22 protein-coding genes are annotated in these 25,749 nt (G+C 71.9%); 17 read left to right on the top strand and 5 right to left on the bottom strand.

The features are described from left to right. The first annotated feature begins 74 nt into the window (after window positions 1-74). Complete coding sequence (locus tag TPA0908_RS28595) at window positions 75-2,453, top strand: tetratricopeptide repeat protein (RefSeq protein WP_281943245.1); 2,379 nt, start codon at window positions 75-77, stop codon at window positions 2,451-2,453. Between the two features lie 43 nt (window positions 2,454-2,496). Here TPA0908_RS28595 and TPA0908_RS28590 read toward each other — a convergent pair whose 3' ends face one another. Next, entirely contained in the window at window positions 2,497-3,729 is a 1,233-nt protein-coding gene (locus TPA0908_RS28590) for a hypothetical protein (protein ID WP_281943244.1), read from the bottom strand. 212 nt (window positions 3,730-3,941) lie between these two features. On the opposite strand from TPA0908_RS28590, the gene TPA0908_RS28585 reads away from it, so the two are divergent. The 6 genes from TPA0908_RS28585 (at window position 3,942) to TPA0908_RS28560 (ending at window position 13,759) form a co-directional block, all read left to right on the top strand. Then, window positions 3,942-6,833 (top strand): AfsR/SARP family transcriptional regulator, encoded by a 2,892-nt coding sequence (locus TPA0908_RS28585; RefSeq protein WP_308447853.1) that lies wholly within the window; start codon window positions 3,942-3,944, stop codon window positions 6,831-6,833. A gap of 152 nt (window positions 6,834-6,985) precedes the next feature. After that, window positions 6,986-8,161 carry a sensor histidine kinase gene (locus TPA0908_RS28580; protein ID WP_281943242.1) on the top strand — a complete coding sequence of 392 codons (1,176 nt, stop codon included), beginning with the start codon at window positions 6,986-6,988 and terminating at the stop codon, window positions 8,159-8,161. Continuing rightward, window positions 8,158-8,865, top strand: coding sequence for a response regulator transcription factor (locus TPA0908_RS28575; protein WP_374709267.1), 708 nt, complete (start codon window positions 8,158-8,160; stop codon window positions 8,863-8,865). The genes TPA0908_RS28580 and TPA0908_RS28575 overlap by 4 nt, the downstream gene beginning before the upstream one ends. A 76-nt stretch (window positions 8,866-8,941) precedes the next feature. Beyond that, window positions 8,942-10,570, top strand: coding sequence for an alpha/beta hydrolase (locus TPA0908_RS28570; protein ID WP_281943241.1), 1,629 nt, complete (start codon window positions 8,942-8,944; stop codon window positions 10,568-10,570). Between the two features lie 249 nt (window positions 10,571-10,819). Then, entirely contained in the window at window positions 10,820-12,523 is a 1,704-nt protein-coding gene (locus TPA0908_RS28565; RefSeq protein WP_281943239.1) for a tetratricopeptide repeat protein, read from the top strand. Window positions 12,524-12,805: 282 nt separating this feature from the next. Next, complete coding sequence (locus tag TPA0908_RS28560) at window positions 12,806-13,759, top strand: acyl-CoA desaturase (protein WP_281943237.1); 954 nt, start codon at window positions 12,806-12,808, stop codon at window positions 13,757-13,759. A 78-nt stretch (window positions 13,760-13,837) separates the two neighbouring features. Here TPA0908_RS28560 and TPA0908_RS28555 read toward each other — a convergent pair whose 3' ends face one another. Both TPA0908_RS28555 and TPA0908_RS28550 read right to left on the bottom strand, forming a co-directional pair. Beyond that, entirely contained in the window at window positions 13,838-14,569 is a 732-nt protein-coding gene (locus TPA0908_RS28555) for a GAF and ANTAR domain-containing protein (protein ID WP_281943235.1), read from the bottom strand. Between the two features lie 32 nt (window positions 14,570-14,601). Then, window positions 14,602-15,345, bottom strand: coding sequence for a GAF and ANTAR domain-containing protein (locus TPA0908_RS28550; protein ID WP_281943234.1), 744 nt, complete (start codon window positions 15,343-15,345; stop codon window positions 14,602-14,604). A gap of 312 nt (window positions 15,346-15,657) precedes the next feature. Between TPA0908_RS28550 and TPA0908_RS28545 the strand changes: the two genes are divergently transcribed. Both TPA0908_RS28545 and TPA0908_RS28540 read left to right on the top strand, forming a co-directional pair. Then, entirely contained in the window at window positions 15,658-16,068 is a 411-nt protein-coding gene (locus TPA0908_RS28545; protein ID WP_281943232.1) for an STAS domain-containing protein, read from the top strand. Window positions 16,069-16,163: 95 nt separating this feature from the next. After that, window positions 16,164-17,597 (top strand): AI-2E family transporter, encoded by a 1,434-nt coding sequence (locus tag TPA0908_RS28540; protein ID WP_281943230.1) that lies wholly within the window; start codon window positions 16,164-16,166, stop codon window positions 17,595-17,597. Between the two features lie 374 nt (window positions 17,598-17,971). On the opposite strand, the gene TPA0908_RS28535 is transcribed toward TPA0908_RS28540, so the two are convergent. Then, window positions 17,972-18,196: a hypothetical protein gene (locus TPA0908_RS28535; RefSeq protein WP_281943229.1), complete on the bottom strand. Its 225-nt coding sequence runs from the start codon at window positions 18,194-18,196 to the stop codon at window positions 17,972-17,974. Between the two features lie 234 nt (window positions 18,197-18,430). Here TPA0908_RS28535 and TPA0908_RS28530 point away from each other — a divergent pair, with 234 nt between their 5' ends. Both TPA0908_RS28530 and TPA0908_RS28525 read left to right on the top strand, forming a co-directional pair. Then, on the top strand, window positions 18,431-18,622 hold the full coding sequence (locus TPA0908_RS28530; protein WP_281943228.1) for a hypothetical protein: 192 nt from the start codon (window positions 18,431-18,433) through the stop codon (window positions 18,620-18,622). Window positions 18,623-18,790: 168 nt separating this feature from the next. Beyond that, window positions 18,791-19,315 carry a DUF5994 family protein gene (locus TPA0908_RS28525; RefSeq protein WP_281943226.1) on the top strand — a complete coding sequence of 175 codons (525 nt, stop codon included), beginning with the start codon at window positions 18,791-18,793 and terminating at the stop codon, window positions 19,313-19,315. 86 nt (window positions 19,316-19,401) lie between these two features. On the opposite strand, the gene TPA0908_RS28520 is transcribed toward TPA0908_RS28525, so the two are convergent. Next, window positions 19,402-19,704 (bottom strand): LapA family protein, encoded by a 303-nt coding sequence (locus TPA0908_RS28520; protein WP_281943222.1) that lies wholly within the window; start codon window positions 19,702-19,704, stop codon window positions 19,402-19,404. Window positions 19,705-20,449: 745 nt separating this feature from the next. Between TPA0908_RS28520 and TPA0908_RS28515 the strand changes: the two genes are divergently transcribed. From TPA0908_RS28515 to TPA0908_RS28490, 6 genes are all read left to right on the top strand, one after another. Next, a complete protein-coding gene (locus tag TPA0908_RS28515; protein ID WP_281943220.1) occupies window positions 20,450-21,172 on the top strand; it encodes a SigB/SigF/SigG family RNA polymerase sigma factor in 723 nt (240 codons plus the stop codon). A gap of 51 nt (window positions 21,173-21,223) precedes the next feature. Beyond that, window positions 21,224-21,397 carry a hypothetical protein gene (locus tag TPA0908_RS28510; protein WP_281943218.1) on the top strand — a complete coding sequence of 58 codons (174 nt, stop codon included), beginning with the start codon at window positions 21,224-21,226 and terminating at the stop codon, window positions 21,395-21,397. Further along, window positions 21,394-22,407: a glycosyltransferase family 4 protein gene (locus TPA0908_RS28505; protein ID WP_281943216.1), complete on the top strand. Its 1,014-nt coding sequence runs from the start codon at window positions 21,394-21,396 to the stop codon at window positions 22,405-22,407. The genes TPA0908_RS28510 and TPA0908_RS28505 overlap by 4 nt, the downstream gene beginning before the upstream one ends. Window positions 22,408-22,526: 119 nt before the next feature. Further along, a complete protein-coding gene (locus tag TPA0908_RS28500; RefSeq protein ID WP_281943214.1) occupies window positions 22,527-23,663 on the top strand; it encodes a glycosyltransferase in 1,137 nt (378 codons plus the stop codon). Further along, window positions 23,660-24,712, top strand: a complete 1,053-nt coding sequence (locus tag TPA0908_RS28495) for a glycosyltransferase (RefSeq protein ID WP_374709266.1) — start codon at window positions 23,660-23,662, stop codon at window positions 24,710-24,712. Before TPA0908_RS28500 ends, TPA0908_RS28495 begins: the two co-directional genes overlap by 4 nt. A 58-nt stretch (window positions 24,713-24,770) precedes the next feature. Continuing rightward, window positions 24,771-24,968, top strand: a complete 198-nt coding sequence (locus tag TPA0908_RS28490) for a glycoside hydrolase family 130 protein (protein WP_281943212.1) — start codon at window positions 24,771-24,773, stop codon at window positions 24,966-24,968. Window positions 24,969-25,749 lie beyond the last annotated feature (781 nt).

Below are 25,749 nucleotides of genomic sequence, written 5' to 3'. Positions count from 1 at the left end.
GGCGATTGGGAACGGATTCCTGCGACACCGAACGGGCAGTGCCGTCCGGTACGTCGAACGAGCAGTCCGGGAACGTGTCCGGATCGAGTGTGCAGGCCGGGGTCATCCACGGCGGTGTGCACTTCGGTGGCGCTCCCGTCGAGCGTCCACCGGTTCCCCGGCAGTTGCCCGCACCGTCGCCGAACTTCATCAACAGGACGAACGAACTCTCCGCCTTGGACGGCCACCTCGCCGAGCGGGGAAACCTCGTCGCTGTTCTGTTCGGGCCGGGTGGCGTGGGGAAGTCCGCCCTCGCGAGGCAGTGGGCGCACAGCAGGCTGGACCGTTTCGTGGACGGGCAGCTCTATGCCGACCTGCGGGGGTTCAGCGACACCGAGCCCCTGGACCCGGGCGTGGTGCTGTCCGCCTTCCTCCGGGCCCTGGGGGTCGCGCCGGACCGGATTCCCCCGCACCTGGCCGAACAGGTGACCCTCTACCGCACGGTGACCGCGAACAGTTCCCTGTTGGTGATGCTCGACGACGCCTACTCGGCAGCCCAGGTCAGGACACTGCTGCCGGCGTCGACATCGGCGGTGGTCGTGGTGACCAGCCGCCGACGACTGACCGGGTTGCTGCCCGACGGTGCCCGCCTGGTCGAGGTCGGCCCGTTGCCGGCTCCCGAGGCGGTGGAGTTGTTGGGGCGGGCCGTCGGCCGGGAGCGGATTCTCCGCGAGGCCGCGCCGGCTGAGGAGTTGGCAGGGATCTGCGGTGGTCTGCCCATCGCGCTCGTCGTGGCGGCGGCGCGGCTGGCTTCCCGTCCCAAGTTGACGGTTCGTCGGATGGTCGACGAACTGGCCGACGAGGCGCAGCGGCTGACCCGACTTTCGGTGGTGGAAGGTTTGTCGATCAGGACGACTTTTCAGTTCTCGTACCAGGCCCTGACGCCCGAGGCGTCGGCGTTGTACCGAAGGCTGGCTCTGCACCCGGGGGCGGAGTTCGGGATGGATCTGATCTCGGTCGTGGCCGGAGCGGGCGGGGCCGACGGGGCGCGGGTGGGCACCGTGGTGGGGGAGTTGCTGGACGCGAACCTGGTGGAGGAGGTGACCGAGGATCGGTTCCGCTACCACGACCTGCTCCGGCTGTACGCGCGTGAGATGTCGGAGCAGGATGACCCACCCGACGACCGACTGGCGGCTGTGCGCATGATGCTGGAGTTCTACCTCGCCGCCGCCCGCCGGGCGGACCGCGTGGTGACCCCCTACCGGCGCCGGCTGCCGTACGTCTACCAACAGGCATTGGACGGGCCACCCGAGTTCTCCGACCGGGCTGCTGCCCTCGGGTGGTTGGACCGGGAGCGGAGCAATCTGCTGGAGGCCGGCCGGGTCGCCTTCGGCCTGGGCCTCCATGAGCTGACCTGGCAGCTCAGTGACGTAGCCTGGCCGCTCCTTCTCTATTTCAAGGGCTACAAAGAGCGGCTGGAGATCGACGAGCGCGGTGTGCGGGCCGCCCGGGCCTGGGGAAACATATGGGCCGAGGCGGTCATGCTCAAACGGCTGGGTCGGGCGTGCAGCCGGGTCGGCGCCCACGAGGCGGCTGAGCGGCACGGTCGGGCGGCGGTCGACCGGTACCGACAAGTGGGTGACATCCAGGGCGTCATCGATGCCGAGGAGGGGTTGGCCACCCTCTATGCCGATACCGGCCGGGAGGACGAGGCGGCGGAGGCGTACGCCCGGGTCCTCGCCGGCCGGCGGACCCTGCCGAACGCCCGGAGTGTCGGCCTCTCCTGTCTCAACCTGGGCATGCTCCGGACCCGGACGGGCCGGCCGGCCGACGCGCTACCGCTGTTGGTGGAGGCCGGGCAGATCTTCGCCGAGCTGTCCGAGGTCGACCCCTACAACGCTGCTCGGGTGCTGATCGGCCTGGCCGACGCGTACCTCGGCGCCGGCGACCTGGCCGCTGCCGAGGAGTCCGCCATCGAGGCGGTACGCCGGATGGCCGAACTCGGCACCGACAGCGAACGGGCAGAGGCCGTGTTCCTGCTCGGCCGAATCGCCCAGCGGCGAGGCGACGACGAGGCCGCACGACAGCACTATCGGGAGGCTGCCGCCATCTTCGCCGCACTCGCCGCGCCCCGGTTGCCCGACGTGCTCCGCCGGCTCGACGAGTTGGACGGCGGCGTGGCCGGGCGAGAACACGTCCCCGCTGGTGCGCCGGAGGTACAAGGTTCCGGTGGCCCACCGGCTGTGGAGCAGTCGAGCCACCACAGTGAGCAGCCCGATCGTCAGTCCGCCGGGAGCGGCCAACCGGCCGAGGCGACGCGGCTGGCCACCGCGCACCCCGACGGCGACATCCCCCGCCCGGGTCCCGACGACGGCGAGGGCCAGTCCGGGATACGCCATCAGCAGGCTGTCGCCGACCGTGGCCGGCTCGCCGCTGTCGACGATGGTCACGACGATGTCGGCCAGCCGGGCTGAGCGGGGCGCCTGTCCGCGGGCCGGGAGTGCCACGACGACGGGCTCAGCCGGCGAGGTCATGCTGGACCTTCCAACGGCCGGGGTGAGCCACCGGCACCGGGCTCGTCTGTCGGTGCCGGCCGGGCTCGGTCAGCCGAAGCAGGCGGTACATCGTGCGCCGCAGCAACACGCCGGCGTCGCCAGGGCGGCTGGTCAGCGCGGCCATCACCGCCTGTCGGTCGATGCCCGTGGCCAGCGAGAGCTGGGGTGGAAGCGGTCGGCGCGGGTCCAGGCGGTTGGCGCTCTCGGCCAGCAGGTGCTGAGCTGTGCCGGTGGCGGGCATCGACCGCAGCGCGGGTAGCAGCAGCGTCGGGCGTCCGATGGCGGCGGCGTACGCGGTGACGGAGCCGTGGTCACCGATGACGTGATCAGCGGCGACCACCGGGCCGCGCCAGTCCTCGGTCGGGTCGGGTAGCAACAGCCCGACGTCGAGGCAGTCCCGGAGCCAGGCGCGGACCTGGCGGTGTCCGTGTGCGTCCCAGACCGCGGGGTGCAGCAGCGCGGCGATCCGGTATCGCCCCGGAGGGAGCTGCGTCATCAGACGCGGAAACAGGTCGGGCCAACGGCCGAAGACGCCGTCCGGGCCCCAGGTGGAGGAGACCACCACGAGTTCCTGCCGCTCGTCGAGCCCCAGGGCCCGCCGGTAGTCCTGCCGCCGGGAGAGGCTGGCGACGAGCCGGTCGGCGCAGGGGTCACCGATGACCACGGCGGCCTCGACCGCTTCCGGACACTGTCGACGCAGCACCTCCAGCTCATGGTCGTGGGCGAGGGCGAGGGCGGTGGGAAGGACCCGCCCGCCATGGGTCAGGCGCGGCGCGTCGAGGCCGTACACCGGCTGATCCGCGAGCACCGGGCCGCCGTACGGCCCGGGTCGCACCCGCTTACCGTGCCCTGCGCCGTGGGCCATCAGGAACAGGGGTGCGTGCAGTTGGTGAAGTCCGCCGTGGGCGGCGGCGAGACCGAGATCGAACCGCTCCCGGACGGCCTGGTGCCAGGGGAGGACAAGCGCGCCGAGCTGGTTGAGGAACGGCCTCACCTGAAGGTTGAAGACGTCCGGCGCCACGGTGAAGACCAACTGCACCCTCGGGTCGCTCTCGACGTGCTCGATCACGTCCAGGAGCCGTCGGCAGCTCGCGATGGTGTGCGCCACGACGAGGACCGTCCGGCAGCCCGACCGGCTGGCCCAGCGGTCGGCGTCGATGCCGATGGGGGTGGATGACCATTCCAGTGACGTCATTGGTGTCCCTCCTGCATTGAATGTCCGGGGGGATTCAGCATCGAGGGGTTAGTTGCGGATCAGCTTGCCGGTCGCCTTGCAGTGGGCTTGCAATGAGCGGGGAAGTGGAATGTCTGATTTCTGATTCTGTGGAGAAAGGTTTGAAGCATCCCGCGGCTGGAAGAAGAATGAAATAGGTGAATGTCGATCAAGAATAGACGGGGGCAGAGCTGATGGAGTTCGCGATTCTGGGTCCCACGAAGCTCACCGTCGAGGGGTGGTCGGTCCCGCTGGGTGCGGCAAAGCAGCGCGGCCTGCTCGCCGTCCTTCTCTATCACGCCGACAATCCGGTACGGGTCGAAACGATCATGGAGTTTCTGTGGCCGGACTCGGCTGTGGACGCTCGTCGTCCGCTGCTCTACACGTTGGCCAGTCGTCTACGTGCCGCCTTGCGGGCGGTCGACCTGCAGGACGCCCTCGTGCGGGTGCCCGGTACCGACGCCTACCGGCTGACCGTCGATCCTGATCTGGTCGACTACCACCGCTTCCTGCGGCTGACCGCCGAGGCCCGGCAGGCAGCCGGCCGGGATCAGCATGACCGATGCGTCGCCATGCTCACCCGAGCCGGCGAGTTGTGGCGGGGCGATCCGCTCGCGGACCTGCGCGGTGCGCGGTGCGAACACCTCCGGCGGGATATGCGAGAAAAGCAATTCGGCGCAGCGAAAATGCTGGCGGAAAGTGAGTTGGTCACCGGCCAACACGACCGGGTGCTGGCCCGGCTGGAGCCGTTGCTGATCGAGAACCCGCTCGACGAGGGATTGGCGAGGTTGTGGATCACCGCGCTCCAGGCGGCCGGCCGCACCTACGACGCACGGGACTTCCTGGCCGCCTACCGCCGACGCTACCGCCGTGCGATGCGTACCGAACCGGTACTGGACATCGCGGATCTCCTGCCCCCCGCGTCCGTGAGGAGCCGCCTTGCCGCCGTGGACGCGGCGGCGTCGGTGCCCCGGCAGCTACCGAACGACGTCCCCGACTACACCGGGCAGACCGGGCTGCTGGACGAGCTGGACGCCCTCGCCGCCGGCGAGGGCGGCTCGAAGGTGGTGGTGCTGACCGGGATGCCCGGCGTGGGCAAGACCACCCTCGCCGGTCACTGGGGACATCGCCGGCAGGGGTGGTATCCCGACGGGCAGCTCTACCTCGACGCGGAGGCGCACGGCCCGATGCCGCCCGTAGGCGCGCAGGAAGCGCTGCACGGCTTCCTCGTGGCACTCGGTGTCCCGGCGGATCGGGTGCCCGCCGACGCCCGTCGACGCGCCGAGCTGTACCACCGCCTCATGGACGGACGGAGGATGCTCGTCGTGTTGGACAACGTCGTCGACTCCGAACAGGCGCAGCAGCTCCTACCCCGCTCCGATACCAGCCTCACCGTGGTGATCAGTCGTAACCGGCTGCGCGGGTTGAGTGTCCGGCACGGCATCCGCAGCCTGACCGTCGCGCCACTGTCGCCCCTCGAACGGCATCACATGCTCGGCCGGATCATCGGACCGGAACGCACCGCCGTGGAGCCTGCGGCACTGGAGACGCTGGCCTGGCTGTCGGGCGGGCTGCCGCTCGCGCTACGGGTCATCGGCGAGCACGTGGTCTCCCGGCCCCAGGCCCGTCTCGGTGACCTGGCCGACGAACTCACCGGTCGACTGCTCGACATCGAGGGCGACGACACCGACGAGATGACCCTGCGAACCGTCTTCGCCTGGTCGGTCAACGCGCTCGCCCCGATGCCCATCCGGCTATTCCTGGGGTTCGGTCTCTTTCCGGGCGGCACCATCGGGGCCGAGGCCGCCGCGGCGATGCTGGCGGTTGACGTCGCCGAGGCCGAACGGGCCCTCGACCGACTCGCCCGCGCCCACCTGGTCAACCACGACACCGTCCGGCGGTATCGGATGCACGATCTGCTGCGCCGGTACGCGGCCGACCGAGCCCGGGCGGAGGAACCTGCCGAGCAGCGACGAGCGGCACTGCACCGGCTGTTGGACTGGTACCTGCTCACCGCCGTCAACGCCGTCACCGTCCTGGAGCCGACCCGCGCACCCGTCCCCGACCTGCCCGAACCGAGGGCGGTGACACCGATGACCTTCACCTCGGACGGTGCCGCCCTGCGCTGGTGCGAGACGGAACGGACCAACGTACTCGCCCTGGTCCGCTGCGCGGTGGCCCGAGGCTTCCATCGGCACGCCTGGCAGACCGTCGACACGGTCCACGAAGTCTTCGACCGCTCCGGCAACCAGGAGGACATGCGGGAGATGTTGCGTATCGCCCTCGACGCCGCGACTGCCGACGGTCACCACCCGGCTCGGGTGGGCACCCTCGTCAACCTTGGCGCCACCTACTTCACCACCCACGACTACGACCGGGCAGGCAGCCTGTTCACCGAGGCTCTGCGACTCGCCGAGGAGAACGGCGTCACCGAGCTGCAGTCGGTCTGCCGACACAATCTCGCCTCCGTGCACCTGCGGACCGGGGCGATCAGCAGCGCCATCGAGACCTTCCAGGAAGTCCTGAACGACTGTCGCGTGGCCGAGAACGCGACCGGTGAGGCGTACACGCTCTACCACCTTGGCGACGCCTACCGTCAACTCGGACGGTATGACCAGGCCCGTCTCCTCTACCAGCGGGCCCTCGTCGTCTGGGACCGGATCGGTTCGCTGCGGGGCCGGAGCCTCAACCACGTCCGGCTTGCCGAGCTCAGCCTCGACACGGACCAGCCTGGTGCCGCACTCGACCTCAGCCGCGTCGCCCTCGATCTGCACGAGCGGGTCACCGACGACACGATCCGTTGCGATGCCCTCACCATCTCGGCCGAGGCCCAACTCCGCCTGGGGCGGCACCGTGACGCGCTGGCCGACGCCACCCTCGCCCGGGTGGTCGGCGACGAGCTGGCCGACCCGCTGCGCCAGGCGCGCGCTCTCGCCGTACTGGCGGAGGTCCTCAGCGCGGTCGGCGACCACGACAACGCTCTCAGCCGGGGCCGGGAAGCCCTCGACCTGCTCGACGACACCGACGACCCACAGCGGCAGGCCATTCGGGAGCGGATCGTCGCGCGCCACGTCTGCCAGGGGTGAGTGGCTGGAGATCGTGGAGGTGCGAGCCTGCGCTCGACGCCCAACAAAGACGGACGCAACTGCCTGACGACGGGCGTGACGCTGCGGGAAGCCGGCCCGAACCGGACGGACAACCTGGGTGCTGATTCTCCGCGAGCCCTAGGCTCGATGCGATGAGTCGGACAACCGAGCCCCCGCGGCGGACCCTCCGGGAGGCGGTGGACGACCGGGTGGTCGACGCCACCCTGATCGGGCTGGCCGGTGCGGTCGGACTGATCTCGGTGATCTCCCAGGTGAACGACGCGGTGCCGGGCTACGCCTGGATCCGGTACGCGGACTGGGCCACCGGGGTGCTCGGCGCTCTGGCGCTGTGGTGGCGGCGCCGGTTCCCGGTCGTGCTCGGCGTTGTCCTGGCCGTGGCGAGTGCGTTCTCGGAGACGGTCGCGCCGGCCGCGATCGTCGCGTTGTTCACCGTCGCGGTGCATCGCTCGACCAGGGCGACGGTCGCGGTGTGTGCGATCAGCCTGGCCGCGCTCGCCGGTTATCAGTTGCAGTGGCCCGAGACGGCGGCACCGCCGATGACGGTGTTCATCATCATCGGGCTGGGGAACCTCGCCATCGTGGCGTGGGGGCTGTCCGTACGCAGCCGCCGGGCGCTGGTCGCGGCCTTGCGAGAGCGGGCGGCGGCGGCCGAGGTCGAGGCACTGCTGCGGACCGAGCATGCGGCCCGGGAGGCCCGGGAGGCGCTCGCGCGGGAGATGCACGACGTCCTCGGACATCGGCTTTCGCTGCTCAGCGTCCATGCGGGTGCCCTCGCCTATTCGCGCGACGCGCCGGCCGAGGACCGGGCGCGGGCCGCCGAGGTGGTCCGCGAGAACGCGCACCGCGCCCTGCAGGACCTCCGCGAGGTGATCGGGGTGCTCCGGGCTCCGGTGGGTGAGCTGCCGCTGCCGGGCGTCGAGAACATCCCGGAGCTGATCGACGAGGCCCGTCAGGCTGGCACGCCTGTCGAGTTACGGGACGAGGCGGGAGTGACGACCGAGGACCGGAACCTCCCGGAGACGCAGGGTCGCACGCTCTACCGCCTCGTGCAGGAGGGCCTGACCAACGTACGCAAGCACGCGCCGGGTACGCCGGTGGTGGTCCGGGTCACCGGACGCCCCGACGACCAGGTGACCGCCGAGGTGGTGAACGCACCGCCGACGGGTCCGCCCTCGCGCCCCGATGGTTCCGGGACAGGGCTGCGCGGGCTCGGGGAGCGCGCCCGACTCGTGGGCGGGCAGCTCGACCACGGGCCGACCGACTCGGGCGGCTGGCGGGTCCGGCTGCGGTTACCCTGGCCGTCGTGACTCATCTCCCGCCGGCCGACGGCACGCCTGCCGGCGACGGGCCGGTCATCGACGTGCTGGTGGCCGACGACGACCCGGTGGTCCGGTTCGGGCTGAAGATGATGCTGAGCGGGGCGCCCGACCTGCGGGTGGTGGCTGAGGCGAGCGACGGCGCGGAGGCGGTGGAGTTGGCCCGGCGCCACCGGCCCGACGTGGTGCTGATGGACATCCGGATGCCCGGCACCGACGGGCTCACCGCCACGGAAACGCTGCGCGGCGGATCATCCGCTCCGCAGGTCATCGTGTTCACCACCTTCGACGCGGACGCCCGTGTGCTGCGTGCCCTGCGGGCGGGCGCGGCCGGGTTCCTTCTGAAGGACACCCCGCCCGACGAACTCGTCGTGGCGATCCGGCACGCGGCGCAGGGCCGTCCCGTGCTCTCGCCCGAGGTGATGCGTCGGCTCATCGCGCGGGTCGCGGATTCGGAGCAGGACGGCCGGCAGCAGGCCGCCCGACGTCGCCTCGACGTGCTCGCGGACCGGGAGCGGACGGTGGCAGCCGAGATCGGCGCCGGGCGCACCAACGCGGAGATCGCCGCGCGGCACCATCTCGGCCTGACCACGGTCAAGACCCACGTGTCGGCGATCCTCACCAAGCTGGACCTCACCAACCGCGTACAGGTGGCACTGCTCGTGCAGGAGGCGGGACTCGTTCCCCCGGACTGACCGCTCCTCCTTTGGTTCGAGGATCCGGAGCCTTGGTCGGACAACGGAGCCGGTTGGCCCGCCTAGCGTCGATGACATGCCACTTTCCCAGCGACATAACAGCGTGTCACCCCGACCACCACGGATCGCCGCGGTGCTGGCCGCCGCCGTGCTGGCCCTGACCGGTTGCACCGGTGGGGTCAGCACGGCCGCGGCGGACCGCGCCACGGAGACCTCCGGCCCCACCGTGCCCGCGCCGACCCCGCAGTCGGCACGGTGGGAGGAGTGCGGGCAGGGACTCGACTGCGCCACCGTCGAGGTGCCCCTGGAGTACGCGGACCCCGACGGCGAGCAGATCAAGCTCGCCGTGACCCGGCACCGTGCCACCGATCCGGCCCGACGCGTCGGCAGCCTGTTCATCAACCCGGGTGGTCCGGGGGTGCCGGCCACCGAGACGGTCGCATCCATCGACGCCGCCAACGACAAGGGCCCCTATTCGCCCGACGTCGTCGCCCGGTTCGACGTCGTCGGCATGGACCCGCGCGGGGTCGGGAAGTCCGGCGCCGTGCGCTGCCTCACCGACGAGCAACGCGCCGAGCAGGCAGCCGAGAACCGCGACCCGACCATCCCCGGCGGGAAGCCGTTCGGCACGCTGCGCACCGACGCCCGCACCTTCACGAAGGGCTGCCTGGCCCACCAGAGCCCCGAGTTCCTGGCGAGCCTGTCCACCGACAACGTGGCCCGGGACCTGGACCAGGTACGCGCCGCGCTCGGCGAGGAGAAGATCACCTTCTACGGCGCCTCCTACGGCACGGTCGTGGGACCGATGTACGCCACGCTCTTCCCCGACCGCGTACGCCAGATGGTGATCGACGCCCCGGTCGACACCAGCCTCTGGCAGAACGACCCGCTGCGGCTGCTGGACGACGTCGCCCGCTCCAACGAAGAGACGCTCGACGCCTGGTTCACGACCTGCCGTGCCGAAGGCGTGCGGGTGTGCGCCTTCGGCGACGGTGATCCGGAGGCCGCGCTCGACGCGCTGATCACCAGGCTGGAGGCGAAGCCGCTGCGGGTCCCCCCGGTGGAGGGCCTCACGCCGGGCGGCACGCTCGACGGGGCAATGGCCCTGGAAGCCGTACGGGCCGCTGCGGGCAACCGGACACTCTGGCCCACCCTCACCGCGGGCCTGCTCGCCGCGCAGCAGGGCAACGGCCTGGGTCTGCACTTCCTGGTCTCAAAGATCACGGTCGCGCCGTTCGGCGGTCCGTTCGCGATCCTCCAGGAGCCGCACAACGCCGTCCGGTGCGTCGACTGGCCGAAGCTGGGCAAGCTGTCCGAGCATCACGCGGCGGCGAAGAAGATCGCCGAACGCGGGGAACGGCTCGGCAGCCGGGCCGCCTACAGCGCGTTGAACTGTGCGCTGTGGCCCGTCGAGAACGAGGACCGTTTCACGCGGGAACTCACCGGCGCCGGCGCCCCGCCGATCCTGGTGGTCGGTGGCCGGCTGGACAACGTGTCCCCGTACCACTGGGCGGAGGCCATGGCGGATCGGCTGGAGAACGCCGTCCTCCTCACCCGCGAGGGCGTCGCCCACACCTCCTACCGCACCAGCGGCCCGTGCGTCGATGCCGCCATTGACGCCGCACTGATCGACGGAGTGCTACCCGCCGACGGCACCACCTGCGACGCCGTACCCCCGGCCACCACCCGCCCGCCTGCCCGGTAGGCGCCGAGCTGGCGGAACAGTTCGGACCGGAGTATGAGGACTCTTCATATCTTCATCGACGGGCGTTACGCTCTGGGCCAATCCTGAGATGGATCACATCGGAGGTTCCTATGAAGAAGATGACCATCCGTCGCACCACGGCACTCCGCCTGGTGTCCGGCGCACGTCGGCTGTGGATCGAGTGGTGCTGGTAGCTGACCGCCAGGCGGGCGCTCCCGGGCGCCCGCCTCTGCGGCGGTGGGCACGGCGGTGACCGGCGGACCGGAGCGCTACGACTGCCACCGCGACCACGGGCCGTACGCCGGGGTCTCGGCCTTTCTCGGCCGGGTCGCCGCCGACCGACCCCGCCTGGCGGCCCGGCACACGGTCGAACTGCGCGCGATCGCCCCCCAGCTCGATCCGGCGGCCCGGCCGGCCGCCGAGGAGGAACCGATCCGGTTCCACCCCGCCCGCCGGACCGCCTGCCTGGCCTACGGCGCGGCGGAACTGGTGGAGGCCTGGGCCGCTACGCTCCGGCGACCCGTGACCATCCGGTTCGATCACGTCGCCAGCGCCGACGAGACGACCGCCGAACTGCTGGACGCGCTGGGCCGCCGACTCGGGTCGGCCCCGGTGCGCCTCGACCTACGCGATGGCGGAGCCCCCGACCCGGCGCCCGACGAGCGCACCCCGCAGGCGTTACGGCGGGCCCTGGGTGACGGCCTGGCCGGCGGCTTCTACCACCATGCGGCCCGGGTCGCCCGGCGCGGGCGGGCGGCGGTCACCCCGGACGGAGACCTGCGGCACTGGTGGGCATTCACCACCGGCCTGGCCACCGCACTGGCGGCCTTGGACCGGGCCGCCGAGGCGCTCGACCTCTACGACGAGGCGCGGGCCGTCACCGACGATCCGAAGATCACCATGTCGGCGGCGTACGCCACCGCCATGCTGCACGCCCGGCACCTGCCGGCGGCCGACCAGGACCCGGAGCTGGCCCGACTCTGGCTGGAACGGGCGCTGCACCTCGCCGCCGGGCTGGCCGACCCCCGCCAGCGGCTGCTGTCGACCGTCTTCTACGAGCAGGGCCTGGCGCTGCTGGACAGCCGGGCCGGCCGGCCCGACCAGGCGCTGCTGCGCGTCGACGACGGGCTGGCCCGGCTGACGGCCGCGCTCGGCCCCGGCGAGCGTCCGCAGGACCTGGCCCGGCTGCGCCACAACCGGGCGCAGGTTCACCTCGCGCTGGGCGACCCGGCGCGGGCGCTGGCCGACCTGGACACCGTGATCGCCCACGACCCCGACAACTGCGAGTACTACGTGGACCGCGCTGCCCTGTACCGGGCGGCGGGCCGGAACCGGGCCGCGATCAAGGACTACGACGCCGCCATCCGACTGGGACCGCACCTGCCTGAGGCGTACTACAACCGGGCCATGCTCCAGCAGGAACGGGGCCGCCCCGGGCGAGCGTGCGCCGATCTGGAACGCGTGCTCGCCATCGACCCGGATCACCTTGACGCCCGGATCGCCCTGGTCAACCTGCATGTGGAGCGCGGCGCGCTCGACGCCGCCGAAGCCGGCGCGCGTGCCGGGCTGGCCGGCGCTCCGCAGGAGCCCGCACTGCTGTGCACCCTGGGACTGGTCCGCGCCGAGCGTGGCGGAGCCGCCGAGGCCGACGAACTGCTGACCCGTGCCCTGGGCAAGGACCCCGAACTGGTGGAGGCGTGGACGAACCGGGCCGCCGTCCGGTTCGAGCGCGGCGACGTGGCCGCCGCGCTCGCCGACCTGGACCGGGCGGTGGCGCTGTCGGCGGCCCCCGTGCCGCGCTACAACCGGGGCACCGCCCTGGCCCGACTGGGCCGGTGGGACGAGGCGGCCCGCGACTTCGCCCAGGCGCTCGCCCAGCCCGGCCTGAACCGTGCCCTGCGCCGGGACCTGCGCGCGGAACTCGCCCGTTGCCGCCGGGCGCTCGCCGGCTGACCCTCCGGGAAGCCGGCGCTCATCGTGCGCCGGTCTCCTGTAGCGATCACGGCAACGTCGAGCGGGCGGTGTTTCGCCCGGTTACTGAGGGGGCATCTCTGTATCGGGGTCACCGACTCCAACGTTGCGCCGGCAACGCGGTGCCTTCTACCGCAAAGCCGGCGGACGGCTGCCCAGACCTCGCGGCCTTCCCTTGTCAGTCCTCCAGTTCGGGATCGCACGACTGAACGCTCCGCAGCGGGCGTACGTGATCATCGGACCGGTGTCGGAAGGTATGTGGTGATGAGCGCAGAATTGTCCGCCGTCCGTGTGGGTACGCCCCGTCCGGCGCCGAAGCCGCTGATCGAGGGCACTCAGTCGGCCGGCTCCCTGGTGATGTTGTGGGTGTTCCTGGTGCTGCCGGTCGCGGCGCTGATCGCGGCGGTGCCGCTGGCCTGGGGCCGGGGCCTGTCCGGGCTGGACGCCTCGATGGCCGTCGTGGGCTACGTGATCGCGATGGCCGGGGCGACGGTCGGGTTCCACCGGCACCTGACCCACGGATCGTTCAAGGCCCGCCGCGGCCTGCGCATCGCGCTGGCGGTGGCCGGCAGTCTCGCCGTGCAGGGAAGCCCCACCAAATGGGTGGCCGACCATCGCCGCCATCACGCGTTCACCGACCGGGAGGGCGATCCGCACTCGCCGTGGCGCTACGGCACCGGCGTGCCCGCGCTGGCCAAGGGACTGCTCCACTCCCACCTGGGATGGTTGCTGAACCGGGAGATCACCAACAAGGCCCGCTTCGCCCCTGACCTGCTCGCCGACCGCGACCTGCGGGTCGTGGACCGACTGTTCGGACCGTTGGTGGCCGCGTCGCTGCTGCTCCCAGCGGTGATCGGCGGTCTCGTCAGCGGCTCGTGGACCGGAGCGTTGACCGGGTTCTTCTGGGCCGGGCTGGTCCGCATGGCGGTGGTGCACCATGTCACGTGGTCGGTGAACTCGATCTGTCACGTCGTGGGCGAGCGGCCGTTCGCCAGCAAGGACAAGGCCACGAACTTCTGGCCGCTGGCGGTCCTGTCATTCGGGGAGAGCTGGCACAACTCCCACCACGCCGACCCCACCGGCGCCCGTCACGGCGTGCTGCGCGGTCAGCTCGATCCCGCCGCCCGGCTGATCTGGCTCTTCGAGAAGCTCGGCTGGGCACACGACGTCCGCTGGCCCGACGCGGCACGCCTCGCCGCCCGCCGCATCAACCCGTAACCGCCCGAGAAGCAGCAACGTCCGAGCGGTGTCAGAGCGCGGCTGCCCCGGGTGAGCCACCGGCCGGACAGGCGGTCGCTACGCGTCGAGGATGTGGGCGAGCATCGCGGGGTCGCTGAGGATGCCGTGGGCAACCTCGGTCAGTTTGCGGTGGTGACGGCGGGCGTAGCCGCGGATGGCGGCGAACGCCTCGTCGACACCGAGGCCGGTCGCCTGCGCGACCGCGCCCTTGGCCTGCTCGATGACGATGCGGCTGTTCAATGCGCCCTGCAACTGTTCGGTCAGGAGTTCGCCCCGGCGGATGGCGCGTTCCTGCAGCAGTCCGATCGCGGCGACATCCGCCAGGGCCTGCATGACCGGCACATCGGTGCCCGCGAAATCGCCGCCCTTGGTGTCACCGAAAACGTTCAAGGCCCCGATCACCTGCGTCCGCAGCCGCAGCGGGAACGCGTGCACCGACTGGAAACCCGCCGCGGTGGCCCGGGGCGCGAACCGGGGCCACCGGACGCTCGCCTCGCTCAGATCGACGTTGACGACGGGCACACCGGTCCGGAAGGCTTCCTGGCAGGGGCCCTCGTGGGTCTGCAGCTGGAACAGCTCCACGAGTTTGACGTTCTCGTTCGAGCCGGCCATGAACTCGAGCCGGCCGTCCCGGCCGGCGAGGACGAGCCCCACCGCCGCCGCGCTGACCAGGTCGGCCGCCCGATCGGTGAGCATGTGCAGGAAGTCCATCAGGTCGAAGTCGTCCACCAGGGTGTCGGCGACCTCGACGAAGATCGTCGCCATCCGTTCGGCTGAGACGATGGTCATGCGTGCCTCCCGGCTTGTCCGGCTGTGCGCGGTCATGGGCATCCTCCGGGTTGCGGCCCATCGTGGTCGAGCCGCAGCCGGCGCGCGACGATGTCCCGGGCCACGTCGCTGAGGCGGCGGTTCTCCGCGTAGGCGTGGGCACGGATCCGCGCCGTCGCCTGACCGAGCGGGATCCCGAGCTGCACCATGACCATGCCCTGCGCCTGGAACAACTCCGCACGGTACTCGGCCGCGTCGTCGTCGAGGTCGGCGATGCCGCTGCTCCCCGCCTGTTCCTGCCGGTCCAGCAGGGCGGTCACCGTGACGTCGGCGAAGGTGAGGGCGTCGGCGAACTCCGTGGCGGTCAACCGTCCCGTGCGGTCCCGGAACACATCCAGGGCGCCGAGCCGGGCGGCGCCGACCTGCAGCGGGAACGCGAACACCGCGCGGAGTCCGTCGGCGTGGGCGGCGGGAGCGTAGAACGGCCAGCGACCGCCCTCCCCGGCCATCAGATCGGGAAGATCGGAGACCAACACCGGGCGGCGGCTGGTGAAGGCGTCCACGCAGGGTCCCTCGCCGAACATGGACTGCAACTCCTCAAGGCGTTCGCTGGCCGGGTCGGACGCGGCGGTCACCGCCCGGATCCCGTCGTCCGTCATCAGGCTGATCCCGACCCCGCACGCCGACAGTTCCCGCGCGGCGACGTCGCACACCCGCCGCAGCAGGTCGTTCCTGCCGTCGGGCCCGAGGGCCCGCCGCAGGACGAGGTTCCTGAGATACGAGACGCGGTCAGCCACGCGTCGTACCGATGGCGCGGTTGCGCGGGGTGCCGAGGTGGGGCGGTGACGGTCGGCAGGAACTCAGGACATCTGCATCGAGCACAGCGGCACCTTCCCGGTGCGGTGCCGCCGGAGGGCTGGGGCAGCAGAAACTCGCGGAGTGTTTCCGTCAGCCTAGGCCCGAATCGACGCCGGCGCATGGAGCCCTCGGCCGCCCCGATCGTCGGGCGTTCGCGTATCGGGTCGGGCGGCAGTAGGATCGAGCTGCGGCCTCTTCGCGGTCGTTGCCCAAGCCCCCGGCATCAGGTGACTCATGCCGAGGTGAGGCTGATGGCCCAGGTGTCCGGCGACCATTACGTCATCACCGTGCTGACCTCCCCGCGACGCCTCGCCGCCCTGGTGTGCCTGGCTGGTGAGATCGACATGGACGCCGCCCCGGCGTTGTCGGGCGTGGTCGAGCAACTGTCCGCCGTCGTGCCGTCCGAAGTCGTCGTTGATCTGGCCGACGTCACCTTCGCCTCCTCGACGCTGCTCAACTTCCTCGCCCGGGCGCACGTCGCCCTCACGGCCGACACGGCTCTGATCGTGTGCCGTCCCAGGCGCCACACCCGGCGGCTGCTGGAGATAACGGGCGTGGGGCAGTTGGTGACGATGCGCGGCGACCTGCCGCCGTCCGGCTACTGGATGCCGCACGGCGCCGCACGACCGGAGGAACTGCCCGTCCTCGGCGGAGTCGACTGACCCCACCTTCGGCGACACCCGACTCCGGCCGCCTTCTCCGCTCGATCCCACCGCGCGATCGCGCTGGGTCGACGTACCAAAACTGAGGATCTCCGATGAAAAGTACATTCTCCCGAGTCCCGGAACGTGGTGCCACCTGGACAGACACCGCCCGGCGGCGGGCACGACGCGGTCTCACCCTGGTGCGGCGGCGGGGTGGGGAGCCGCCGGCGTTCACCGGCTCCCCGCCGACCGGCGGCACGACCGCGCCGGTCCCCGCCGCGCAGCGGGCGTCCACCGTCGATGACGGGCTTCCCCCAGGGGTACGCACGGCGGGCGCGTGGGCGTGGCGGATCATCCTGTTCGTCGCGGCGGCGTACCTGCTCGTGCGGGTCGTCGAACTGCTGCGGGTGGTGGTGATCCCGGTCGCGGTCGCCCTGCTCCTGGCGGCCCTGTTCGAGCCGCTGGCCGCGGCCCTGCGTCGGCGGGGCGTGAACCGTTCCCTGGCCGCCGTGCTGGTCCTCGTCACCGGGCTGACGGTCGTCTTCGGTGGCCTGACGCTTATCGTCCGGACCTTCGTCTCCCAGCTGGACGATCTCAGCACCCAGGTCGGGGAAGGGGTCGACCAGGTCCAGGGGTGGCTGGCGCAGGGGCCCCTGCACCTGTCCCAGACGCAACTCGACGGTGCCGTCGACCGTCTCCAGGCGTCGATCACCGACAATCAGGCGGCCCTCACCTCCGGCGCGCTGAGCACCGCGGCCACCCTCGGCGAGCTCGCCGCCGGGTTCTTCCTCGTCCTGTTCACCCTGTTCTTCTACCTTCGTGACGGCGGCCAGATCTGGGCCTTCATCTGTCGCCTGCTTCCCCGCCAGGCGCGGGTCCCGGCCGCTCGGGCCGGGCACTATTCCTGGCACACCCTGGTGTCCTATGTGCGCGCGACGGTCCTGGTGGCACTCGTCGACGCCGTCGGCATCGGCATCGGCCTGGCGGTGCTGCGCGTACCCCTCGCGCTGCCGCTGGCCGCGCTGGTCTTCCTCGGCGCCTTCATCCCGGTTGTCGGTGCCACCGTCACCGGCGTGGTCGCCGTGCTCGTCGCGTTGGTCACCCAGGGACCGGTCAGCGCGCTGATCATCCTCGGCGTGGTCATCGCCGTCCAGCAGGTCGAGGGGCACCTCCTCCAGCCGCTGATCATGGGTCGTGCGGTGGCCCTGCACCCGCTTGCCGTGATCCTCGCGATCGCCACCGGCGTCGTCGTCGCGGGCATCGTCGGCGGCCTGGTCGCGGTGCCGCTGCTCGCCGTACTCAACACCGCCGTTCGCTACCTGGTTCACCACCCCGGCGGCGAACCCACCCCCGATCGAACGCCTCCCGGCACCACCTCCACCGACGACGAGCGCGCCCAGGACGAGCGGGCAGCCGAGCAGGCCGTGCGGCATGCCGACCCGGCCGCACCGCCGCCGGCCGCCTCCTCGGTCGAACCGACCGACGAGGCGCCGGCCCGGAGTACGGACCAGCAACTGCTCACCCTGGTGAAAGACACCCCGTCATGACGCGCGTCGTGACACCCGTGACGGTCGGCGATCGGCCGGCGAAGCGGAGCCGCCATGGTGCGGCCGACGGCGACGACCTGCTGCGGCAGCTGGCCGGGACGCCGATCGGTGACCCCGGCCGGATGGCGCTGCGGGAACGGGCGGTCGAGGCGTGGTTGTCGTTGGCCAACCACCTGCGCCCGGCGGCTCCTGCGGTGAGGTGGCCCACGCGGCGCACAACGCGGTCACGACAGCCGGCGGAGACGTTGTCGCCCGCGCCTCCGCCTTCTGTCGGCAGTACGGTACGAACAACGGACCCGTTGCGGTCCGACGGTGACGTGAACCGCCACCCGGTCCGCTTGCGCGGTGACCGGGTGGCGGCGTGGTGCGAGGGGTCAGCCGTTGTGAGCGGCGCGGCTACCGGACTTGGCCAGGCCGCGACCCACCAGGTAGCCGATGGTCAGCATGGTGACGTAGAGCCAGGCACGGTCGGCGCGGAAGTAGTCGCCACCCGCGCCGTTGTCGCCGTCACGGAGTTCCGGGTGGCCACCGGAGAACGCCGACGTCGCAGTGGGCGTCTCGTTGTCGTCCAAGTGCCCCACCGCGATCGTCGTGAACACGCGGTGCCGTGGGCTGCTTGCTCCGCGTGGGCGGTGTGGGAGCACGCCGCGAGGCGTATGGTGAAGATGTCACCCGAGTCCCCGGTGGCCGCCAAGCCGTCGCCACCACTCTGCTCGGTCGGTCCCGATCATCACTCTCATCGTGACAAGCCTGTGGTGCGATCCAGACAGTGCTTTCGCACGGCCGCCCGTGAGCACGACCCTCTCGGGCGGCTCCGCAGGGGAGAACGTCCTATGACCATCGCCAGACAGCGGATCGTCAGCCTTCTCCGCGAACGCGGCCAGCGGGTCAGGGCCGACTGGGTCGAGCGGGAACTGCCGGAGCAGGTGGACCCGGAGAAGCACGCCGGGCTGCTCGCCATCCTGCGCCTCGACCCGGCCGATCTCGTCGACCCGCCTCGTACTCCGCTCGGACCGTCTGCCTGACCGTCGAGAGTGGTCTGAGCAACCGGCTGGCCCCGTCGACACCCCTTCGTCCCTCCCCGGGAGCCCCACCATCAAAAGAGGTCCGCGCATGGCCAGGTTCGGTCCCGTCCCCATCAGTGTGCAGTCCGGCACCCGCCCGGCCGCCGGCGCACCGGAGAGGCGGATCTGATGGTCCGCTCTGCCGAGGACCGCATGACGTGGGTCTGCACTCCTGAGCCACCGGCGGCACGCCTGCAACTGGCCGACTCGCCGTCCGACGGCGCGATGCTCGACGGCGGCTGGTGGCCGACGTCACGAGATGCGGTCGTCGAGTTGTGCAGCCTCGTCACAGCGCTGACCGCCCGGCGCGGCGGCGTGATCGAACGGATCATGCTTCAGCCCGATGCCTGGGACCGGCACCCCGGCCGGATCGGCGTCGGTGGTGCCGTGGTGAGAGTGGGTTGGTTCACCACCCTCGCGGCCGATCTGGTGATCATTACAGGCGCGCGGGATCTGCGAGTCGACCTGGCCGTGGTCGCACCTGGAACCACGTACGCCGTGGCGACGGCGACCATGCTCGCGGCTTCGCGCCCCGCCGACAGCACACGCGCCGCTGGTGGGGCGTCCGTACCGTGCCAGCCCCGTCAAGGCCGGTTGACGCGAGCCGACGACGACGTCGCCGCCTGGGAGACCGAAGGCGGCCACCACGCCTGATCCCGCGCACCACCGCCGCCCGGTCACGACACACGTGACCGGGCGGCGCGCGTCGCCGTCACGCACCGGTGCGTGACGGCGACGGCTCAGCAGTCCTGATCCGCTGCGCGGGGCGGCAGCGGGACGACGGCGATGCCGTTCACCGCCGGGGGAGTCGGACGATGCTCGGGCACGCCGGCCTTCCGCGTGCGACGGCGACCCAGCATTCTGAGTTGCACGATCCGGGCGGTGCCGGGGAGGGCGACGAGCAGGACCCCGGAAACCGCGGCCAGCAGCAGGGCCACCCCCATCGGCAGTGTGCCGTGCGCGCCGAGGAACGACACCTCGGCGGGTTGCCCGTTCTGCAGCACGAAGACGAGCAGCAACAGGAGTACGACCGCGAACACCACGGCAGCGACCCACAGCCCCCCGACCCGCGAGCGCTGCACCGCCGGTCGCGGAGGAGTCGGACGAGAGTCATCGGTGCCGGGGTGACCCTCGCGTGGGAGGAATCGAACATGACTGTTCCGGGGTGCGGTCATGAGAACCGCCGCCTTCCGAGGAGCATCCGGCCGGCCTGAGCGCGGTGGTGCGCCGGCGCGTCTGGTTGATTGCGGACCCGTGACAGATCGTCGCGGTCCGACGTGCGATGGACGGTGCCCTGCCGGGAGCGCGGGGAGCCCCGCGACCGGACCGATCGGGATGGCGTCGCGGACGGGGCGTCCGTCTGCGGTGGGCTGTCCGTCACCGGGGGTCCCGAGCGACACTGCCAGCGTACGCTCCCTCGCCTCGATCGGCCCGGCGTCGTCGCGTCCGGTGCCGCCGGTAGCGCGGTGGCGTCAATGCGGAGTGCCGCAGCCGCGACCGGCGACCGTCCGACCCGTCCCAGGCGATCGTCGCCGACTGCGAGCAGATCACGCTGGGCCCGGTCAACCACGGGTCCGCCGGACGACCGGTTCGACACCCGGAACCCGTTCGGGTGTCGGTCCTCAGGATGAGGGCGTACGGTGACGGTGTCGCCCGGGCCCCCGGTGGCGCAAGTCTCGCCGCCACCAGCCCGTTAGGGGCACTGGAACAATGGTCACCTCTGCCGCGACACCCACAGCCGCCGCCTCACCTCCGACGCGGAACCCGGTCGCCGGGATCAGCGAACACATGATGCGTCAACGCGCCGCCCTGAACGTCGACGATCCCGAGCGCGTACGGCTACGAAACCGCGTCATCGAGGCGAATCTGCCGATGGCGCGTCGGTTGGCCCGCCGGTACACCGGTCGCGGGGAGTCCTACGACGATCTGGCGCAGGTCGGCGCGCTCGGCCTGATCAAGGCCGTCGACGGATACGACGGCAGCCGCGGCGTGTCGTTCGCCGCCTACGCCATCCCGACCATCCTCGGTGGCATCCGGAAGCACTTCCGCGACTCGGCCTGGGCGATCCGGGTCCCGCGTCCGACCCAGGAACTGGGTGCACGGGTGCCCGAGGCCCGGGGCAGGCTGGCGCAGCAACACGGTCGCCAGCCGACGGATCGAGAGCTCGCCGACGACCTGGAGGTGACCGTCGCCCAGGTCCTGGCCGCCGTCGCCGCCCTCGGTCTGTACCGACTGCCATCGCTGAACGAGCCACGGCTCGCGGCCGACCGCATCGAACACCACACGCGCAGCGGCACCGCCGACGCGGGCTACACGGCCGTTGACGACCACCTCATCCTCGGACCGCTCCTCGCGGCGCTTCCCCCACGCGAACTCCGGATCCTGACCATGCGGTTCACCGGTGACCTGACCCAGGCGGAGATCGCCGCCCGGGTCGGGCTTTCCCAGATGCACGTCTCCCGGCTGCTGAAGCGCTCGCTGGCCCAACTGAGAACAGGGATGCTCCGCTGACCCGGCGGCGGCACGCGAAACCACTCCGAACAGCTTCCTGAGGGGCAGATGATGGGGATCGCCAGACACCGGATCGTCGCGACGCTGCGCGGGCGCGGTCAGCACGCCAGGGCCGACTGGGTCGAGCGCGAACTACCGGAGCGGGTGGACCCCGCCAGGCACGTGGGGCTGCTCGCCACCCTGCGTCTCGATCCGGCCGACCTCGCCGACTCGCCGTCCCCGTGAGGGTCGCCCTGCTCGGGCCGGTCGCCTGGCGGACACCCCCGCACCACTACGGCCCCTGGGAGCAGGTGACCGGGCTGCTCGCCGAGGGGCTGGTCACCCACGGCGTGGAGGTGACCCTGTTCGCGACGCTGGACTCCGTCACCTCCGCCGTCCTCGACGGTGTGTGCCCCCGCGGGTACGCCGACGATCCGGCCATGGACGGCCGGGTGTGGGAGGCGATGCACGTCTCCCACGCGATGGCTCGCTCGTCGGAGTTCGACCTGGTGCACAGCCACCTCGACTGGCTGCCGCTCGCCTTCGCCGAACACTGCCGCGCGCCGCTGCTGACCACCGTGCACGGTTTCTCCGGACCGGGCATCCTCCCCGCGTACGCCCGGGCCCGCTCGTCCTACGTCTCGATCTCCGACGCCGACCGGAGCGCGGACCTCGACTACGTCGCCACGGTGCACCACGGTGTCGACCTGACCGGGCTGCCGTTCACCCGCGACGCCGGCCCCGGACTGGCCACCTTCGGCCGGATCCACCCCGACAAGGGCACCCACACCGCCATCGAGATCGCCCGCCGCGCCGGCCGGCCGCTCACCATCTGCGGCATCGTCCAGGACGAGCGGTACTTCGCCGAACAGGTCGCCCCCCACATCGACGGCGGGCAGGTCGTCTTCCTCGGGTCGGTCGGCCCTCGACGGCGTGCGGAGGTGCTGGGCGCGAGCGCCGCGCTGTTGCACCCGATCGCCTTCGACGAGCCGTTCGGGCTCTCGGTGGTGGAGTCGATGGCCTGCGGCACACCGGTCGTCGCGTACGCGAGAGGGTCGATGCCGGAGGTCGTCGACGAGGGAGTGACGGGGTTCCTCGCGCGGACCGTCGAACAGGCCGTCAACGCCGTCGGCCGGGCTGCCGCACTGGACCGGGCCACCTGTCGGACCCGGGCCGGGCAACGCTTCGGCGCGGACCGCATGGTGACCGACTACCTGACCGTCTACGACCGTCTCACCCGTCGGTCGCACCGCTGAACCCCCGGCCATCGCCGACCGACCCGTTCCGCCGGCCACACACGCTGGCCGGCGTGCGCCGACACCGCGTGAGGCCGCCCCCACTCCGAGGCGGCCGACAACCGGAAGGCCCGACACCCATGCCCAGCTACGGCTTCCTCAGCACGCACCCACCGACCCGATGCGGACTGGCCACCTTCAATTCCGCCCTCGCCACCCAGCTGACCGCCGACGGCACGCGCGGCGGCATCGTCCGGGTCACCGACCACGGCGACGACCTGGGGGCCGGATCCGGGGTCGTGCACACCTGGTCGGCCCGTACGCAGACCGGCTGGCGGGACGCCGCGGCCGTCCTCAACACCTTCGACGTGGCCGTCGTGCAGCACGAGTACGGCATCTATCCCGGCGCCGACGGCGAGGACCTCCTGCCGCTGCTGCGCCGGCTCACCGTGCCGAGCATCGTGGTCCTGCACACCGTGCTCCGCCGGCCCTCGCCCCGACAGAAGTCCCTGCTGGAGCAGATCGTCGCCGCCGCGGGAGCGGTCGTCACCATGACCGGCACGGCTCACGACCGGCTGCTCGTCGGCTACGCCGTACGTCCGGACAAGGTCACGGTCATCCCGCACGGCGCCGCCGAGCACGTCCGCGTGCCCGCCGACCGCCGTACCCGCCCGCACCTGCTGACCTGGGGACTGCTCGGCCCGGGCAAGGGCGTCGAGTGGTCGTTGCGGGCCCTCGCACGGTTGCAGGACCTCGAACCGACCCCCACCTACACGATCGCCGGGCGGACCCATCCGAAGGTGGTCGAGCACCAGGGGGAGGCGTACCGGGCGGGACTGCACCAGCTCGGCGCCCAGTTGGGCGTCGCCCACGCCGTGGACTACCAGAACGTCTACCACGACCAACCCGCGCTCGCCCGGTTGATCCGCTCCGCCGACGTGGTCGTGCTGCCCTACGACTCCCGCGAACAGGTCACCTCCGGCGTACTCATCGAGGCGGTTGCCGCCGGGGTGCCCGTCGTGGCCACGGCCTTCCCGCACGCCGTCGAGCTGCTCACCGGCGGGCCCGGCCTGGTCGTACCCCATCAGGACCCGGCGGCGCTGGCCGCCGCGATCCGGCGGATCCTGACCGAACCCGGCCTGGCCGCCCGGCTGGCCGGCCGCGTCCGGCCGCCGGCCGCGGACCTTCGCTGGCCGGCGGTGGCGGCCCGCTACGGCGCGCTCGCCGAGCGGCTCGTCGCCGCCCGCCCCTCCGCGGTCAGCGCGGCGTCGGCGTGAGCGCGACCACCGGTCTGTCCAGCATGCCGGGCAGCGGTCGCCGGCATCCGACGCCCCGACCGAGCTTCGCGCACCTGAGCCGATTGAGTGACGACACCGGCCTGTTCGAGCACGCCCGGCACGCCATCGTCCGCCGCGAACACGGCTACTGCACCGATGACGCCGCGCGCGGCCTGGTCGTCACCAGCCGCGAGCCGGAGCCGAACCCGGAGGTGCTCGGGCTGGCGGAGCGCTACCTCGCCTTCCTCACCCACGCGCAGGACACCCGGGGCGCCTTCCGCAATCGGCTCAGCCACGACCGGCGATGGACCGACACCCCCGGGCTCGGCGACTGGTGGGGGCGGGCACTGTGGGGGCTCGGCACCGCCGCCGCCCGCAGCCCCGCGCCCTGGATCCGGGAGGAGGCACTCGTCGCCTTCGGTCGGGGCGCCGGACGGCGCTCCCCGGCCCCGCACGCGATGGCCTTCGCCGGGCTCGGTGCCGTCGAGGTGCTGCGCCGCCACCCGGGCCATGCCGATGCGGCCACCCTGCTCAGGGACGCGGCCGCCGCGATCGGCGACCCCGGCACCGACCCGCTGTGGCCCTGGCCGCAGCCGTGCCTGACCTATGCCAACGCCGCCCTCGCGGAGGTCGTCATCGCGGCCAGTCAGCTATGCCACGACGGCCCTCCCCTCGACGACGGCCTGCGGATGCTGACCTGGCTGCGCGACGTCCAGCTCCGCGACGGGCACCTCTCCGTCATACCCGCCGGCGGGTGGCGGCGCGGCGCGGCGCGGCTGCGCCACGACCAACAGGCGATCGAGGTCGCCGCGTTCGCCGACGCCTGCGCCACCGCCGCCGCCGTCACCGGCGACCCCGGCTGGGAGACCGGCGTCCGGCAGGCGGTGGGGTGGTTCCTCGGCGACAACGACGTCGGTACGCGGATGTGGGACCCGGCGACCGGCGGCGGCTACGACGGGCTGACCCCGCACGGACCCAACCTCAACCAGGGCGCCGAATCGACCCTCGCGCTGATCTCCACCGTGCAGCACGCCCGGCGGTGGTCGTGACCGACACCCTGGCCGCCCGGCACGGCGCCACCCTCGCCCCGGATCCACGCCCCCCGGCGTGCTTCTGTCACCCGACGACGCCGAGCAGGACGGCTGCGTCCCCAACGTCGTCCACTCCTGCGGCGCGCTCGTGCACGACGGCAAGCTTTGGCTGCCGTACAGGGCCGGTGACAACCGGGTCGGGTTCGCCACCGTGCCGGTGGCCACGCTCCTCGCGGCGATGGTGGGATTCGCTCCGAGCGGCCGGGACGGATGAGCGGCCGCCGGTACGACGATCGGTGTCGGCGTACCGCCGACCGCCCCGGCGGCACGCGTGGCGATCGGGCGGCCGAACCCTGCTCAGGTGTGGACGGCTTGGACCGGCGGCTCAGGAGTAGTCGTCCAAGAGGTTCCGCCGCGGCACGCGGCTCGGCCCCTGGTCATCTTCCCGGGAGCCCGCCACCGTCACCAGGCTGCCCGGCATCGGCACCACCCTCGCCGCCGAGTTCCTCGCCCCACGCCGGCACCCTCACCACCTACCCCAGCCCCCGCGGCACTCGCCGCCCACGCGCCGATCTCCCGGGAGTCCGCCCCAGGCAGGGGCACCAGGCTCGGCCCCACCGCTACCACCGCGGCGTGCGCCGGGTGTTCAGCACGTCCAGCTTCGCCGCACTGTCCAGACAACGCCTCAACGTCCTCTCGGCCCGCATCCGCGACAAAACCCCTAGCAGCCCAAACAACCAAGATTGGCAGGGGTGGCGTTGTGCGAACTCGTGTCGAGACTCCTGGGCCACTCCCTGCCACCCAGGTGAACCCAAGGTCGCGAGACTGGGCCCTCGCGCCCTCGTAGCTCAGGGGATAGAGCGTCCACCTGCGCCGCTCATAGCTGCCGGCCCCGGATCGACTTGATCGATTCGGGATTGCCTGCGTTCCTTGTCGTCGCCGCGCTGGCGGCGACACCCACCCTCCGGGCAGCCCTACGGGATTGCCCTCGACCCTGCACACCACCGGGGTGCCCGGGCGCCCTGCTTTCGGGGCGGTCGCCGCCTCCGTCTCCG

This window comes from Micromonospora sp. AKA38 (genome assembly GCF_027925725.1).
Taxonomy (GTDB): Bacteria; Actinomycetota; Actinomycetes; order Mycobacteriales; family Micromonosporaceae; genus Micromonospora.
The sequence above is the reverse complement of the archived record's forward strand: the minus strand, read 5'-3'. Positions and strand labels throughout refer to the sequence as shown.